General features: G+C 68.4%; 14 protein-coding genes. 11 read left to right on the forward strand and 3 right to left on the reverse strand.

Annotation, left to right across the window (positions count from 1 at the left end; all coding sequences use genetic code 11):
- The first annotated feature begins 266 nt into the window (after nucleotides 1–266).
- Nucleotides 267–1,052: a uroporphyrinogen-III C-methyltransferase gene (gene cobA, locus F4827_RS27505; RefSeq protein ID WP_183730145.1), complete on the forward strand. Its 786-nt coding sequence runs from the start codon at nucleotides 267–269 to the stop codon at nucleotides 1,050–1,052.
- Nucleotides 1,053–1,068: 16 nt separating this feature from the next.
- Here cobA and F4827_RS27510 read toward each other — a convergent pair whose 3' ends face one another.
- From F4827_RS27510 to F4827_RS27520, 3 genes are all read right to left on the reverse strand, one after another.
- Nucleotides 1,069–1,833 carry a glycosyltransferase family 2 protein gene (locus F4827_RS27510; protein ID WP_183729987.1) on the reverse strand — a complete coding sequence of 255 codons (765 nt, stop codon included), beginning with the start codon at nucleotides 1,831–1,833 and terminating at the stop codon, nucleotides 1,069–1,071.
- An 82-nt stretch (nucleotides 1,834–1,915) separates the two neighbouring features.
- On the reverse strand, nucleotides 1,916–2,632 hold the full coding sequence (gene fabG / locus F4827_RS27515; protein WP_183730149.1) for a 3-oxoacyl-ACP reductase FabG: 717 nt from the start codon (nucleotides 2,630–2,632) through the stop codon (nucleotides 1,916–1,918).
- Nucleotides 2,633–2,718: 86 nt separating this feature from the next.
- Nucleotides 2,719–2,979: a phosphopantetheine-binding protein gene (locus tag F4827_RS27520; protein ID WP_183729990.1), complete on the reverse strand. Its 261-nt coding sequence runs from the start codon at nucleotides 2,977–2,979 to the stop codon at nucleotides 2,719–2,721.
- A gap of 624 nt (nucleotides 2,980–3,603) precedes the next feature.
- Between F4827_RS27520 and F4827_RS27525 the strand changes: the two genes are divergently transcribed.
- From F4827_RS27525 to F4827_RS27570, 10 genes are all read left to right on the forward strand, one after another.
- The gene (locus tag F4827_RS27525) at nucleotides 3,604–4,290 is read left to right on the forward strand and encodes a hypothetical protein (RefSeq protein ID WP_183729993.1); all 687 of its coding nucleotides are present in this window, start codon (nucleotides 3,604–3,606) and stop codon (nucleotides 4,288–4,290) included.
- Nucleotides 4,291–4,370: 80 nt separating this feature from the next.
- Entirely contained in the window at nucleotides 4,371–6,146 is a 1,776-nt protein-coding gene (locus F4827_RS27530) for an AMP-binding protein (protein WP_183729996.1), read from the forward strand.
- Complete coding sequence (locus F4827_RS27535) at nucleotides 6,143–7,261, forward strand: acyl-CoA synthetase (RefSeq protein ID WP_183729999.1); 1,119 nt, start codon at nucleotides 6,143–6,145, stop codon at nucleotides 7,259–7,261. The genes F4827_RS27530 and F4827_RS27535 overlap by 4 nt, the downstream gene beginning before the upstream one ends.
- Complete coding sequence (locus F4827_RS27540; protein ID WP_183730002.1) at nucleotides 7,258–7,944, forward strand: outer membrane lipoprotein carrier protein LolA; 687 nt, start codon at nucleotides 7,258–7,260, stop codon at nucleotides 7,942–7,944. Before F4827_RS27535 ends, F4827_RS27540 begins: the two co-directional genes overlap by 4 nt.
- A gap of 37 nt (nucleotides 7,945–7,981) precedes the next feature.
- Nucleotides 7,982–10,516, forward strand: coding sequence for an MMPL family transporter (locus F4827_RS27545; RefSeq protein ID WP_183730005.1), 2,535 nt, complete (start codon nucleotides 7,982–7,984; stop codon nucleotides 10,514–10,516).
- On the forward strand, nucleotides 10,513–11,472 hold the full coding sequence (locus F4827_RS27550; protein WP_183730008.1) for a polysaccharide deacetylase family protein: 960 nt from the start codon (nucleotides 10,513–10,515) through the stop codon (nucleotides 11,470–11,472). Before F4827_RS27545 ends, F4827_RS27550 begins: the two co-directional genes overlap by 4 nt.
- A 55-nt stretch (nucleotides 11,473–11,527) precedes the next feature.
- The gene (locus F4827_RS27555; protein ID WP_183730011.1) at nucleotides 11,528–12,760 is read left to right on the forward strand and encodes a beta-ketoacyl-[acyl-carrier-protein] synthase family protein; all 1,233 of its coding nucleotides are present in this window, start codon (nucleotides 11,528–11,530) and stop codon (nucleotides 12,758–12,760) included.
- Between the two features lie 27 nt (nucleotides 12,761–12,787).
- A complete protein-coding gene (locus F4827_RS27560) occupies nucleotides 12,788–13,624 on the forward strand; it encodes a beta-ketoacyl synthase chain length factor (protein ID WP_183730014.1) in 837 nt (278 codons plus the stop codon).
- The gene (locus tag F4827_RS27565) at nucleotides 13,621–14,127 is read left to right on the forward strand and encodes a hotdog family protein (protein ID WP_183730018.1); all 507 of its coding nucleotides are present in this window, start codon (nucleotides 13,621–13,623) and stop codon (nucleotides 14,125–14,127) included. The genes F4827_RS27560 and F4827_RS27565 overlap by 4 nt, the downstream gene beginning before the upstream one ends.
- Before the next feature lie 13 nt (nucleotides 14,128–14,140).
- Nucleotides 14,141–14,449, forward strand: coding sequence for a hypothetical protein (locus F4827_RS27570; RefSeq protein WP_183730021.1), 309 nt, complete (start codon nucleotides 14,141–14,143; stop codon nucleotides 14,447–14,449).
- The last annotated feature ends 60 nt before the right edge of the window (nucleotides 14,450–14,509 follow it).

Consider the following 14,509-nt stretch of genomic DNA (forward strand, 5'->3'; position numbering starts at 1 on the left):
GCTGTACGGTTTCGGTGCGCGTCCAAGGCGAGAAAGCGCCGAAAACACGCTCAAATCGCACTGGTCTGGAACTTGCGTTTCAGAAGCATCCGGCAACGACGCCGGTCCGCAACACCGCATCACACGCATCACATACAGCAAGCAAGCACGAACGGACAACGGCGTCCCCTGTCATCAAAGACGGGCGGACGCCGTTTGCATTTGAAGCGCAAGATAGACACAGCGCAGTCAGAGGACGCAACATGAATCACACGACGCACCCGGCGATGAACGCAAAGACCGGCACGGTCACCCTAGTGAGCGCAGGCCCAGGCGACCTCGACCTCCTCACGCTCAAGGCCGCGAAAGCGCTCGCGCGCGCGCAGATCGTGCTGCTCGACGATCTGGTCAATCCCGATATCGCCACCTTGGCGCCGCAGGCGCGCATCATCCGGGTCGGCAAACGCGGCGGCTGTCGTTCGACGCCTCAGGCGTTCATCGAGCGGCTGATGGTGCGCTATGCGCGCAAGGGCCATGACGTGGTGCGCGTGAAGGGCGGCGACGCGCTATTGTTCGGACGCGCGGGCGAAGAACTCGCGGCGCTGCATCGGGCGGGCGTGCCGTTTGAAATCATCAATGGCGTGTCATCGGCATTTGCGGCGGCGGCGGGGCTGGGCGTCTCGCTCACGCATCGCGACCATTGCCAGGGCGTGATCTTTGTGACCGCGCATTTGCGCGACCATAGCGAGCCAGACTGGCAGGCGCTCGCGGCCACGCGCATGACGCTGGCGATCTATATGGGGATGAGCCGCATCGAAGGCCTTTGCGCGACGCTTGCGCAGACGCTGTCAGCGACAACACCGGCCGCGGTGGTGCAATGGGCGGGCAGCGCCCAGGAGCGCCGCGTGATGGGCACACTCGGCACGATTGCGGAGCTGGCGCAGGCTGCGGGACTGGGCAGTCCCGCGATCATTCTGGTGGGCGACGCGATTGGCGAAGCCATATCGCAAGCGGGATCATTGAGCGCGTTCGATGCGCACGCAACTACCTTGCCCGCACTACGGCGAGCCTGAAAAACCCTGGCACGCCTTAACGCAGCACCTTTTTCGCCACGAGATACGGCAGCCGCACGCCGAAGCCCGCCACCAGGCGCAGATGCATCCACGACAGCAGCAGGTTATCGCGCGCGTAGTTGAAGTGCGAGACGCCGCCTTCGTGCGCGCCGAAGTAGCGCACGGGCGCCTCGATCTGGATCGGCCTCACGCCCGCCCAGCAAAGACGCACGGCGGCTTCGGGATCGAAGTCGAAGCGGCGCATCCACGACTGGCGCTCCATGATGGACACGAGCGGTGCGATCGGATAAACGCGAAAGCCGTACAGCGAATCGCCGATACCTGCCCACAGGGTCTCGAAATCAGCGAAGAAGTTGGAGAGACGGCGGCCCTGCACGCGCAATTGCGGCGCGCTGGCGTCGAACTTCGGCACGCCCAGCACCATCGCCTCGGGGTCGGCCTGGGAGGCGGCCATGAATCGCGGAATCAGCCCCGCCGGATGCTGGCCGTCCGAATCCATCGTCAGCACATGCGTGAATCCGCGCGCGGCGGCCGCCTGCATGCCGGCGAGCACCGCGCTGCCCTTGCCGCGATTCGTCGGCAGCACGATCACGTGCAGGCCGGGATCGTCGGCGGCCATCGCCTGGAGACGCTCGGCGCTGCCGTCGGTGCTGCCGTCCACCACGACCCAGACCGGGTCCCATTGCGCGCGCGCGCCGCGCACGGTTTCCTCGACCTTCACGCCCGGGTTGTAGCTCGGGATCAGGACGAGATGCGTGGTGGAGGCGGTGGGCGTGGACATGGCGGAAGACATGCTGACAAAGATTGATGACAGGGCGTGGCGGGCGTGGCCTGAATCCGGCGACTTCAGCGACAAGCCCGCTTCAGGCCAGCCCGCCGTTGATCGACAGCACCTGGCCCGTCACATAGGCAGCAGCGTCCGACACGAGATAGGCGACCATCCCGGCCACTTCCTCGGGCTGGCCGGCGCGCTGCGCGGGCACCAGTTGCTTGATGCGCTCGGCGGGAAAGGCATCCTGCGCCATGGGCGAGGCGATGATGCCGGGCGCGATCGCATTCACGGTAATGCCCCGCGAAGCGACTTCGAGCGACAGCGCCCTGGTCGCGCCGATCAAGCCGGCCTTGGCCGCCGAGTAATTGACCTGGCCGCGATTGCCCATCACGCCCGCCAGCGAGGCGATGTTGACGATGCGCCCGCGACGCGTGCGAATCATCGGCAGCATGAGCGGCTGCGTGACGTTGAAAAAGCCGTTGAGCGACACGTCGATCACGCTGCGCCATTGCTCACGCGTCATGCCCGCGAGCGGCGCATCGTCGTGAATGCCGGCGTTGTTGACGAGAATCTGCACCGGCGCGTCTTCGATCAGGCGTTCGAGCGCCGCTTGCGCAGCGTCGGCGTCGGTCACGTCGAAGGCGATGGCGTGGGCGCGTCCGCCCGCATCGACGATGCGTTGCGCGGCGGCCTGCGCCTCGTCGAGACGCCGGTTCGCGTGCACCCACACTTCATGGCCCGCTGCGGCCAGCGCGGCGCAGATGGCCTGACCGAGCGCCCCGCTGCCGCCCGTCACGAGTGCCCGCATGGGCTTGTCGTTGTGCATTTCGGCTCCCCCGTTGGGCGTCGCCAGGCGCGATAACGACGCGCGCAAGGCGTGCGCAAAAAAACGCTTCAGCGCGTGCGATGCGCCTCGACGTAGGCGGCCAGTGCGCCCAGCGTCGCGAAGATTCTTTCGTTATCCGGATTGTCTGAACGCAGCTCGAAACCGTACTTCTTCGAGATCAGCAGCGCAATTTCCAGAATGTCGATGGAGTCGAGCCCGAAGCCCTCGCCATAGAGCGGGGTCTCGGCGTTCACGTCGTCGAGCGACACGTCTTCCAGATTCAGATCGCCGACGATCAGGGTGGCGAGCTCGTGTTCGAGTGGATTCATGTGCGTGCAGGGCGTGGAAATCAAGGCTGCGGGGGCCACGGGTTTGCGACAGAATTGCCGGGTTGCCATCGGCCGAACGTCAAATCGGTCAATCCCGTCAATGCGGTCAATCCCGTCGATTCAATCGATCCGGCCAACTGCCTGTGCCCGCGCCGTTATGGCGACGCCAGCCCCCGTGCCCTGATTTTAGGGTTCGTTTGGTAAAAGTTACGCGGATTCTAGACGATGGGTATCGGTGCGTATACGGGGAGGCCTTCCGAAAGGTTACAGAGGGTCGGGCACGCGCCTCGCATGCTAGTGGACGCAAAGCCGCGCAAGCCTTGGACGAAACAGGCTGTATCGCGCCGCAGCGTCCCGATCCGCGCTGGCAGTGTCATACAAACGGTTACAAAGCGTCCGGAAGGCTTACCGAGGATGCGCCTCAGGCATCTTAAAATACGCCTTCCCTGGAATCGGGCCCTGTCATTCATATGACATAAGACGCTTCGTGAGCCGGACCACTATCTCGAAAGTGATCTGAAAACCAACGGATACGACATCGACCATGCATCGCCCCGCTTTTCACCGCCGCCCCATACCGCCCTGCCCGGCAGCGCGTGGACGCGTGCGCCCGGGAGCCAGGCGATGAAATCGACGCAAGGATTCATCGGTTTTTTGAGGGCGTTTCTGGCGGTCGCGACAGTGGCCGCCTATCAGGTGCTCGCGCACCACGCTATCGCCACGCCCGACGATCACGGCCTTGGCCTGGCGATGGCGCTGGCGCCGCCGCTGCTTCTCGCGCTGGGCGCGGCCGCGCGTTCGCCGCGCCGCGCGCGGTGGCTGACGCTCTGGATGCTCGGCGCAGGGGCTTTGTGGGGAGCGCGCACGCCGCTTGCTCAGCACTTCGAATGGGGCCTGTACCTTGAACATGTGAGCTTCAATCTGGGCATGGCGCTGGTGTTTGGGCGCACGCTCGCGGCAGGCCGGACGCCGCTGTGCACGCAGTTCGCGACGATGATGCGCAAGCCAGGCGGGAGCGGTCTCAAGCCGGCGGTCGCGCGCTATACGCGACAGATCACGCTCGCCTGGAGCGTATTTTTCGTGGCGATCGCGGCGATATCGACGCTGATGTTCGCCTTCGCGCCCATCGTCGACTGGTCGACCTTCGCGAACTATCTGGCGCTGCCGCTGGTGGGCGCGATGTTCGTCGGCGAGCACGCGGTACGGCGTTTCATGGTGCCTGGCGAGGCCCAGGCGGGGATGATGGAAGCGATCCGCGCTTATCGGGCGAGATCGTGCGCCACCCCGCCGCACAGGAGCCAACTGCAATAAATTCCGGGCCAATTACCGGGCCAAAACCAGCGGATATGACCAGACGCCGCCCCGGCCCCCGTTTTCGTATCAACCGATTTATGCCGACTCAACCGCTGGTTTTTCACACCTCGCCCCGTCAGGTCATTGCCTGGCGCGACGGCTCGCCGGTCACGGTGCGCGCGTTCCTCGCCGAGGTTGCGCGGATCGCGGCTGCGCTGCCGCCAGGCACTCACGTCTTCAATGTCTGCCGCGACCGCTATCGCTTCGCGGTAAGCCTGTGCGCGGCGCTTGTGACGGGCCGCATCAGCCTGTTGCCGTCAACGCATACGCCGGAGATGGTGCGCCAGCTCGCCCGCTTCGCGCCCGATGCGTTCTGCCTGCATGACACGGCCGAATGCACAATCGACCTGCCGCGCTTTCGCTATCCCGCGGCGGATTCCGATACCCCGGCGCCCGAACCGGAAGACGCGCCCTTCGATGTCCCGCAGATCGACACCGCCCGCGTCATGGCCTACGTGTTCACGTCCGGATCGACGGGCGCGCCGGTGCCGCATCGCAAGACGTGGGGCTTTCTCGTCGCCGGTATCCAGGCCTCCGCTGCGCGTCTGGGCCTCGCCAACGCCGATGGCTGCGCACACACGCTGATCGGCACCGTGCCGCCGCAGCATATGTACGGCTTCGAATCGACGGTGCTGCTCGCGCTGATCGGCGGCCTGGCGTTCAGCAACCGGCAGCCCTTCTACCCCGAGGACATCCGCAGCGAACTGGCCGGCGTGCCGCAGCCGCGCGTGCTGGTCACCTCGCCGATCCATCTGCGCGCGCTGCTCGCCAGCGACGCGGCGCTGCCTGAAGCCGCGCTGGTCCTGAGCGCCACCGCGCCGCTTTCGGAGAAGCTCGCAAGCGTTGCGGAAAACCGCCTGCACGCGCCGCTGGTCGAAATCTACGGCAGCACCGAAACCGGCCAGATCGCCACGCGCCGCACCGCGAAGGGCGCGACCTGGACACTGTTCGACGATATCCGCCTGGAAGCACGCCCGGGCAGCGACGACGGCCCGACCATGTGGGCCTCGGGCGGCCACGTCGAAGTGCCGGTGCCGATGGGCGACGCGCTCGAACTGCTCGACGCGCATCGTTTCCTGCTGCATGGACGCAAGGCGGATCTCATCAATATCGCGGGCAAGCGCACGTCGCTCGCTTATCTGAACCATCAGCTCAACGCGATCGAAGGCGTGATCGACGGCGTGTTCTTCATGCCGGCCGAATCCACCCAGGCCCACGCAACGCGCGAAGGCATCGAGCCCGTGACGCGCCTCGTCGCGCTGGTGGTCGCGCCCACACTCGACGCCACGCGCCTGCAACGCGCGCTGCGCGAGCGCATCGACGCCGCCTTCATGCCGCGCCCGCTGGTGTTCGTCGATTCGCTGCCGCGCAACGAAACCGGCAAGCTGCCGCACGATGTGCTCGCCGCGCTGGTCGCCCGGCACACGCGGGGCGCGTTGGTGAACGCTTCCAGAGAGGCAGCAGCGCCCACCCGGGCCGCCCTCGGCTTCACGGTCCCCGCCGATCACCCCGCGCTGGCCGGTCACTTTCCGGGTCACCCGATCGTGCCGGGCGTGATGCTGCTCGATCACGCCATCGACGCGATCGGCGCGGCGCTCGACCGTCCCGCCGATGGCTGGCGCTTGAGCGCGGCGAAATTCCTGAGCCCGGCGGCGCCCGGCGAGGCGCTGGATCTCGCCTTCGACGCGCAGGCCGGCGGCTCGATCCGCTTCACCGTGCGCGCGGGCGAACGCGATATCGCAAGCGGCACCTTGTCGTTGACGGCAAGCACGACGCACGACGCAACAAACCCGCAGGGAAGGCCGCACCCATGACCCAGCAGAATCCGAACAACACCGCCGAGGCCGCCAACCGCACCGACTGGGCCCAGCGCGAGGAACGCGGCAACGCCCTGCTCCTGCGCGCGATGACGTGGATGTCGCTGCGTCTGGGCCGGCGCCTCGCGCGTGCGCTGGTGCACCTCATCGCCCTGTATTTCGTGCTGTTCTCGCCGCGCGCGCGGGCCGCTTCGCGCGACTACCTGCGCCGCGTGCTCGGCCGTGCGGCCAACTGGGCCGATCTCTACCGGCACGTCTTCACCTTCGCGGCGACCATCCACGACCGCATCTATCTGATGAACGAGCGTTTCGACCTGTTCGACATCAGACCGCAAGGCCATCACCTGGTGGACGAAGCACTCAAGGGCGGACGCGGCGCGTTCCTGATGGGCGCGCATCTGGGCAGCTTCGAAGTGGTGCGCGCGCTCGGTCGCACCCACCCGACGCTGCGCGTGGTCGTGACGATGTTCGAAGAGAACGCGCGCCGCATCAACGCGACGCTGGCCGCGGTCAATCCTGCCGCGCAGCCCGAGGTGATCGGCCTGGGACAGGTGGATTCGATGCTGCGCGTGAGCCAGCGCCTGGACGAAAACTGCATGGTGGGGATGCTCGCCGACCGCACCCTGCTCGCCGACGACACCGCCGCGCTGCGCCGCATGGCCTTCCTGGGCGAACCAGCGGCGTTCCCCCTCGGCCCGCTCTACATGGCCGCGATGCTCAAGCGTCCTGTGATCTTCATGACCGGCCTCTATCGCGGCGGCAACCGCTACGACATCCACTTCGAAACGCTCGCCGATTTCACGAATACGCCACGCGAGGCGCGCCAGGCGGCCATCGACGCGGCGCTGGTGCGCTATGTCGCGCTGCTCGACCGCCATTGCCGCGCCGCGCCCTATAACTGGTTCAACTACTTCGATTTCTGGCAGACGGCGAAGCCGAAGCAGAACGCGAAGCCGAACACCGCGGCGCTGGCTGCCTCCCGGCTCACGCAAAACGCGCTGGTGGCAAACGGCGCGAACGCGGGCACGCGCGCTCAATCGCAGATGCGCCCGCCCGCACGTCGCGACAGCAACACCGCCAGCCTCGCCCCCCGGGAGACTTCCGACGCATGAGCGCCTTCCGTCTTCATCGCCTTCGTGGTGTGAACCGCGTGCTCGCGCCCGCGCTGGCCGCCTTGTTGCTGGGCGCTACGGGCTTCGCGCAGGCGGCCCAAGCCGCACAAGCCGACCAGAGCGCCCCGAGCGCCTCCCCCGACTGGACGCTCGACCGGCTGATGTCCACGCTCGCGCAGCACAAATCGGGGCGCGCCGCCTTCACCGAAACCAAATACCTGTCGATCGCCACGCAGCCCGTGGAGTCCTCGGGTGAGCTGTCCTTCGTCGCGCCCGACCATCTGGAAAAGAACACGTTCAAGCCCAGGCCCGAGCACCTGGTCGTGGACGGCGACATGCTCACCGTCGATCGCAACAACCGCAAATACACGCTCGCGCTCGCGCGTTACCCAGAACTGGGCGCGTTTATCGAAAGCATCCGCGCCACGCTCACAGGCAACCGCCTTGCGCTTGAGCAGACCTACCAGGTCGCGCTCAGCGGCAGCGGCGAAGCGTGGACGCTCACGCTTACGCCGCGCGATTCGCAGATGCGCAAAACCGTCAGTGCGATCACGCTCGAAGGCGCGCGCGATCTGCTGCGCAGCGTAGCGATCCAGCAGGCGGGCGGCGATCATTCGCTGATGCAGTTGCGGCCGCTCCCGGCTTCGGCTTCGGCGCCTTCGTCCGGATCGGCTTCGAACTGAGCGGCGCACGTCAGCCCTCGCGCCACGCTTGAACCGCATGAACGTCCCGCCTACGCCCACCCACCGCCTCATGCACGCGCTGCAACGCCGCGCCGTGCTGATATGGCTGCTGTTTCTGCTGGCCTGCGCAGGCGCGATCGCACGCGCGCACTTCAGCACCGATCTCTCCGCCTTCCTGCCGCGCGCGCCCAGTGCGGGGCAGCGCGTGCTGGTCGATCAGTTGCGCGACGGCGTGGTCTCGCGGCTGATTCTCGTCGGCATCGAGGGTAAAAGCGAGGGTAAAAGCGAAGACGGCGACGCTGCCACCCGTGCGCAGATTTCGCGTCAGATCGCGGTCACCCTGCGCGCCGATCCGCAATTCGCGGCGCTCCACAACGGCGAAGCCGTCAACGACGCGCGCGACCAGCAATTCGTGTTCGCTCACCGCTACGCGCTGAGCCCCGACGTCACGCCGCAACGCTTCACGGCAGACGGCCTGCACGCGGCGCTTGGCGACAGCCTCGATCTGCTCAGCTCGTCGGCCGGCCTCATGGCCAAGGATCTGCTGCCGCACGATCCGACCGGCGAAGTCGCCGCGCTCGTCGGCCAGATGGACGGCGCGGCGCAGCCCGCCACCCGCGACGGCGTGTGGGCTTCGCGCGACGGCTCGCGCGCCGTGCTGGTCGCGCAAACCGCCGCCGCGGGCTCGGACACCGACGCCCAGGCCCGCGCCGTCGACGCTATCCAGCGCGCGTTCGCGGCGGCCACACGCACGCTGCCGAACGCTTCGAGCTATCACATCGAAATGAGCGGTCCCGGCGTGTTCTCCGTCCAGACGCGTGACGCGATCCGCCATGACGTCGAACGCATCTCGGCGCTCAGCATGGTGCTGATCGTCGCGCTGCTGCTGGCGCTCTATCGCTCGCCGCGCACGCTTGTGCTGGGTCTGCTGCCAGTGTTGTCGGGCGTGGCGGCGGGGATCGCGGCGGTGAGCCTTGCGTTCGGCACGGTGCAGGGGATCACGCTGGGCTTCGGCACGACCTTGATCGGCGAGGCCGTCGATTACTCGATCTATCTGTTCGTGCAATCGGCGCAAACCTCCACGCAAAGCCTCACCGGCGCGCACCGCGAAGACACGCTGCGTGCGTGGGTCGCCGCCTACTGGCCGACGATCCGCCTGGGCGTGCTGACTTCCGTGTGCGGCTTCGCGTCGATGCTGTTCTCGGGCTTTCCGGGCCTCGTGCAACTGGGCGCGTTTTCGATCGCGGGCCTCGTGACGGCGGCGCTGGTCACGCGCTTCGTGTTGCCGCGCCTGCAAGGCGGGCCGGTGGCGATGCGCGACGTCACGCGCCTCGCCGCCTGGCTCGCGCGCGCCGCGCAGGCCGCGCCGCGTCTGCGCTGGCCGCTCGCGGCGCTGGCGCTTGCCGCCGTCGCGGTTCTGGCGCTGCACCGCGACGGCCTCTGGAGCCACGAACTCTCCGCGCTCAGCCCGGTTCCGGCGGCCGGCCAGGCGCTCGACGCGCGATTGCGCGCCGACGTGGGCGCGCCCGACGTGCGCTATCTGGTCGATATCCCCGCCGCCAGCGAGCAGGCCGCGCTGGAAGGCGCGGAAAAGATTGGCGCGCAGTTGCAGCCGCTGGTCGAACGCGGCGTGCTCGCGGGCTTCGAAAGTCCGGCGCGCTACCTGCCGAGCGCGGCGACGCAGCGCGCGCGCCTCGCCAGCCTGCCCGACGACGCCACGCTCTCCGCGCGCCTGCACGAAGCGCTCGCCAATCAGCCGATTGCGCTCAAGCCCGACGCCTTCGCCCCCTTCCTCGCCGATGTCGCGGCGGCGCGCCAGGCTGCACCGATCACACGCGCCGATCTGCACGGCACCTCGATGGCGCTGGCCGTCGACGCGCTGCTCACGCCGCGCGCAGGCGGCGGCTGGAACGCCATGCTCGCGCTGCGGGCGCCGGACGGTGCCACGCGGGCCGACACGTCGAGCCTGAACGCCGCGCCGATCCGCGCCGCCGTCGCGCAAGCGCAGGTGCCCGGCGCGCTGTTCGTCGACATGAAAACCGAAGCCGACCGCCTCTACGCCAACTATGTGCGCGAGGATCTGCGCCTTTCGCTGGCGGGCTTTGCGGCGATCGCCGTGCTGCTGGGCATCGCGCTGCGCTCCGCAAAGCGCGCCGCGCGCGCGCTCGCGCCGCTGGTGGCCGCCGTGCTCGTGGTGGCCGCGGGCTTCGCGCTCGCGGGCGTGGCGCTCACGATCCTGCATCTGGTGGGCATGTTGCTGATCGTGGCGGTCGGCTCGAATTACGCGCTGTTTTTCTGCAAGCACACGCCAGGCGACGGCCCTATCCAAACCATCGCGCCGGGCACGCTGGTGTCGCTGCTGGTCGCCAATCTGGCGACGGTGGCGGGCTTCGGGCTGCTTGCGCTATCGCAGGTGCCGCTGCTCGAAACGTTCGGCCTGACGGTGGGGCCGGGCGCGATGCTCGCGCTGGCGTTTGCCGCGATTCTTGCGCCTCAGACTGCGCGCGCCGCGCCCGCAAGCGCGGCGGCAGCAGGCGCACGCCTGAACGCCCGCGAGGAGAAGCGCGCATGAACGCCGCAACGCCGCTCCCGCTCACCGCCGCGCCGCGCCGCTGGAAGCCCGCGCCGCTGATTACCGGCACCGCCGCGCTGCATGTGGGCGCGGCGGCCGCCATGCTCGCGCAACCGGCCACCTGGCCCTGGGCGACCGGCGGGGTGATCGCCTCGCATCTGGTACTGACCGCCGCCGGACTCTGGCCGAAGAGCGCCTTGCTCGGCCCGAACTGGAGGCGGCTGCCGCTCACGCAAACCTCACAAACCCTGCAAAACAGCATCGCCCTGACCATCGACGACGGCCCGGATCCCGAAGTCACGCCGCGCGTGCTCGACCTGCTCGACGCCCACGGCGCGCGCGCCACCTTCTTCTGCATCGGCGAGCGGGCGCAGCGCCACGCGCATATCGTCGAACAGATGGCTGCGCGCGGCCACGCCGTCGAAAACCATAGTCAGCGGCATCGACACACCTTTTCGCTGTCCGCGCCGGGCGCGCTGCGACGCGAAATCGAAGCCGGGCAGCGCACGCTTGGCGAGATCACCGGCACGCGTCCGCTCTTTTTCCGCGCGCCGGCAGGCCTGCGCAATCCCTTTCTGGAGCCGGTGCTCTGCGATCTGGGGCTGCATCTGGCGAGCTGGACGCGGCGCGGCTTCGACACGCGCGAGCGCGATGCGGGCAAGGTCGCGCAACGTCTGCTGCACGGCCTCGCGCCGCGCGACATCCTGCTTGTTCACGACGGCCACGCGGCGCGCGGTGCGCACGGCGAGCCAGTGCTGCTGACGGTATTGCCCGCATTGCTGCGCGCCGCCGCGCAGGCGCAATTGCGCTGGGTGACGCTGCGCGAGGCGCTGGAAGAAAGTCTGCCGCAGCAGTCGCATGAGCAGCACGAGCAGCACGAGCAGCATGGACCCCACGAGAGCCCGCCGCTCCCCGCCCAGAAGGCGATTGACGCCGCACCGTTTGATAAAATTTGACCCATAACAAACGTATGGCCGCGCAGCCCGGCGGCCCTCAACCCAGACGATATTCGTGAACCCGCTCCTGCTCTCGCACTACACCGCCACCAGTTGCCTCGGGCGCGGTCTCGACGCAATGCTGGCCGCCCTGCGCGGCCAGCGCGGCGGCCTTGTGCCGTGCGATTTCGAGCGCGCCGAACTCGACACGTGGATCGGCCGGGTCGACGGCGTAAACGACGTGGCAATGCGCGCCGGTCTCCAGGATTACGACTGCCGCAACAACCGTCTCGCGCAGCTCGGGCTTGAGCAGGACGGTTTCGCCGCGCACGTTGCGGCGGCGGTGGCGCGATATGGCGCACATCGCGTGGGCGTTTTTATCGGCACCAGCACGAGCGGCATCCTGGAAACCGAGCAGGCCTATCGCACGCGCGATCCACAAAGCGGCGCGCTCGCGCCGGGCTTCCATTACGCCGAGACCCACAACCCGTACTCCGTCGCCGCTTTCGTGCGCGCGTATTGCGCGCTGCGTGGACCGGCCACGGCGATCTCGTCGGCGTGCTCATCGGGAGCCAAGGTGTTCGGCTCGGCGCGGCGCATGATCGAAGCCGGGTTGATCGACTCGGCGGTGGTGGGCGGCGTCGATTCGCTGTGCCTCACCACGCTGTACGGCTTCAATTCGCTCGAATTGCTGTCGCGCCAGCCGTGCCGGCCCTTCGACGCGGCGCGCGACGGCATTTCGATCGGCGAGGCGGCGGCGTTCGCCTTGCTCGAACGTCTGCCAGCCGATCAGGCGCCCGCCGCCGATGCCGTGCTGCTGCTCGGCGTCGGCGAATCGAGCGACGCGCACCATATGTCGTCGCCGCATCCGCAGGGGCTGGGTGCGCGCAGCGCCATCGAACAGGCGTTGGCCACCGCGGGCCTCACGCCAGCAGACATCGGCTATATCAACCTGCATGGCACCGCGACGCCCAGCAACGACGCCGCCGAAGGCCGCGCCCTTGCCGCGCTGTTCAACGCCACGCCCTGCAGTTCGACCAAAGGCGCAACCGGCCATACGCTCGGCGCGGCGGGCGCGCTGGAAGCCGTAGCCGCCGCGCTGGCGCTGCGCGAGCGCTTCATTCCCGCCGGCGTGAACACCACGCGGCCCGACCTGGAACTCGGCGTGAATTACGTGCTGCAAAGCCGGGATGCCGATATCGACGCGGTGCTCAGCAATTCCTTCGGCTTTGGCGGGACGAATTGCAGCCTTGTGCTGGGTCGTGGTTCTGGTCCTGCGGCCGGTCGTGTGCCCAGTCGCGCGCGCTAACCCCCGCTTCATGTGGACGACATTGCGATGAAACTGAACGCCTGCATCGAAAGCATCGGCCTGATCGGCCCGGGACTGCCCGACTGGCCGCACGCCGCCGCAGCGCTCGCGGGCCGCGCAACCTACGAGCGCGCACGCACGGCGCTGCCGCCTCCCGCTTCGCTGCCCTCCGCCGAGCGCCGCCGCACCGGCCCGGTCGTGCGCACCGCGCTGGCCGTGGGCCACGAAGCGGTGGCCGCGAGCGGGCGCGACGCCACCACGCTGGCGACCGTCTTCGCGGCCTCGGGCGGCGACGGCCAGAACTGTCACGCGATCTGCGAAACGCTCGCGGGCGAAGACCGCCAGCTCTCGCCCACGCGCTTTCATAACTCGGTGCACAACGCGCCGGCGGGCTACTGGAGCATCGCGGCGCACGCGCGAGCCACCTCGAACGTGCTCTGCGCGCACGACGGCAGCTTCGCGGCCGGCCTGCTGGAAAGCCTGTGCCAGGTCGCCGTGGACGGCGTGCCGGGCCTGCTGATCGCCTACGACGCCGACTATCCCGAGCCGCTGCGCGCGGTGCGTCCTGTCGCCGATGCGTTCGGCGTGGCGCTGGTGCTCGCGCCGCTGGCAGACACCGCTGCGCAACGGCCAGGCCTCGCCCATATCGAGGCGCAACTCACGGACGCGCCCGCCACGAAGCTCGCTTCGCCCGAATTCGAAGCGCTGCGCGCGAGCAATCCGGCGGCGCGCGCGCTGCCGCTGCTCGAAGCGATCGCGCAGCGCCGCGCGGCCAGCGTGGTGATCGACTATCTGCCGGAAACGCGCGTGCGGATCGATCTGAGCTTCCCGCACGCTCCCACGCCGACGGAGCCCGCGCCGTGAGCGCCGCCCCGCTGAACGCCGTGCTGCTCGATCGCGCCTGGATCGCGGCGCATATTCCGCATAGCGGCGCGATGTGCCTGCTCGACGGCGTCGAAGCGTGGGACGACAGCCACATCCGCTGCACCGCGACCAGCCACTGCGACCCGCACAATCCGCTGCGCGCGCGCGGGCGGCTGGGTTCGGCCTGCGGCATCGAATACGCCGCGCAGGCGATGGCCGTGCATGGCGCGCTGGTCGGCATCGACGGCCGCGAAAACCAGCGCCCGCGCGTGGGCTTTCTTGCCAGCGTGCGCGGCGTGCAAGCGCACGTCGCGCGGCTCGACACCTTCACCGCACCCCTCACCATCGAAGCCGAACGCCTGAACGGCGACGGCACCAGCGTGCTCTACGCCTTCACCGTGCGCTGCGGCGCGCAGACGCTGCTCTCGGGCCGCGCCGCCGTGATGCTCGACGCGTCGGGGCGGCTGCCCGGCGAGGGCAACGCGAAGGCCACGCCACCTTAAAGGGAGAACCCATATGAAAAATCGTTTGCACCATCCGCTTGCCCTGGCTGCGCTGCTGCTGGGTTTCGCCTTCGTCAGCCCGGCGGCGCATGCCGATCTGCATGAGGTCAAGGAGAACATCAAGCACGACTCGAAAGAGGCCGCCCATAAGACCGGCGAGGCCGCGCGCGACTTCGGCCACGCCACCGCGCATGCCGCCAGAACCGTAGGCCACGGCATCGCGCACGCGTCGCGCGAGGGCTGGGACGCCACCAAACGCACGACCAAACGCGTGTTCCACAAGGACGGCGCCAGCGAACAATCGCACGGCGACGACGCGTAATCTTTGAAACGGCGAGCCGAACCCGCCGCTTCTATCGCCCGGACTTTTCGAGGATCGGCT

Origin of the sequence: Paraburkholderia bannensis, from assembly GCF_014200455.1 — a bacterium.
GTDB lineage: Bacteria > Pseudomonadota > Gammaproteobacteria > Burkholderiales > Burkholderiaceae > Paraburkholderia > Paraburkholderia bannensis_A.

Coding starts and splice junctions, on each gene's coding strand:
- F4827_RS27540 (WP_183730002.1), top strand. CDS start 7,258: ATGAGCGCCTTCCGTCTTCATCGCCTTCGTGGTGTGAACCGCGTGCTC.
- cobA (WP_183730145.1), top strand. CDS start 267: ATGAACGCAAAGACCGGCACGGTCACCCTAGTGAGCGCAGGCCCAGGC.
- F4827_RS27535 (WP_183729999.1), top strand. CDS start 6,143: ATGACCCAGCAGAATCCGAACAACACCGCCGAGGCCGCCAACCGCACC.
- F4827_RS27570 (WP_183730021.1), top strand. CDS start 14,141: ATGAAAAATCGTTTGCACCATCCGCTTGCCCTGGCTGCGCTGCTGCTG.
- F4827_RS27525 (WP_183729993.1), top strand. CDS start 3,604: ATGAAATCGACGCAAGGATTCATCGGTTTTTTGAGGGCGTTTCTGGCG.
- fabG (WP_183730149.1), bottom strand. CDS start 2,632: ATGCGGGCACTCGTGACGGGCGGCAGCGGGGCGCTCGGTCAGGCCATC.
- F4827_RS27545 (WP_183730005.1), top strand. CDS start 7,982: ATGAACGTCCCGCCTACGCCCACCCACCGCCTCATGCACGCGCTGCAA.
- F4827_RS27530 (WP_183729996.1), top strand. CDS start 4,371: ATGCCGACTCAACCGCTGGTTTTTCACACCTCGCCCCGTCAGGTCATT.
- F4827_RS27520 (WP_183729990.1), bottom strand. CDS start 2,979: ATGAATCCACTCGAACACGAGCTCGCCACCCTGATCGTCGGCGATCTG.
- F4827_RS27560 (WP_183730014.1), top strand. CDS start 12,788: ATGAAACTGAACGCCTGCATCGAAAGCATCGGCCTGATCGGCCCGGGA.
- F4827_RS27550 (WP_183730008.1), top strand. CDS start 10,513: ATGAACGCCGCAACGCCGCTCCCGCTCACCGCCGCGCCGCGCCGCTGG.
- F4827_RS27510 (WP_183729987.1), bottom strand. CDS start 1,833: ATGTCCACGCCCACCGCCTCCACCACGCATCTCGTCCTGATCCCGAGC.